This is a genomic window from Chryseobacterium sp. OSA05B (assembly GCF_019970065.1).
In the GTDB taxonomy this organism is placed as follows: domain Bacteria; phylum Bacteroidota; class Bacteroidia; order Flavobacteriales; family Weeksellaceae; genus Chryseobacterium.
The window spans coordinates 1-447 of sequence record NZ_JAHXYH010000123.1; the positions used below are offsets into that span (position 1 = coordinate 1).

General features: G+C 47.4%; 1 protein-coding gene. It reads right to left on the bottom strand.

Annotated elements, in window-relative coordinates:
* On the bottom strand, positions 1 to 447 hold a 447-nt coding region (locus tag LC419_RS23890), incomplete at both ends, for an AAA family ATPase (RefSeq protein ID WP_223609687.1).

Consider the following 447-nt stretch of genomic DNA (forward strand, 5'->3'; position numbering starts at 1 on the left):
AAGTGCAGTCGATCACATAACTGGATAAATTTCAAAACATTTCGAAGCTCATCACGGATCGCCATGAAATCCAAACCTGTGGTCGGGATCGGTTCGGCGCGATGCGAAGTGCCGTGGGCAAACTTAACTATTCGTTCCTTAACACCGGCCATGGCGGCCGGAAGATGCTCACCTTCCGGAACGGCTAACTGCGCTGTTATATTGACTTTATCTTGGAATGTATTTCCGTTCGGGGCTTTGAAACTAATAAAGCGTTCAAGGAGCCTCCGAGCTGCATTTCCGAGCAGAGGAATCGTCGACTCGTCAGAGCTAGTTAGCGCACTAGTGACACACCAAAACAAGTAATGATACTCGCTTGGGTGTGATAAAAGTGTTGTCGGTAGGTCCCTTAAAGAACTAAGACGATCTTTTGAAGCTTCTAAGCGGGAGGCCACTATCTCCAAAAAT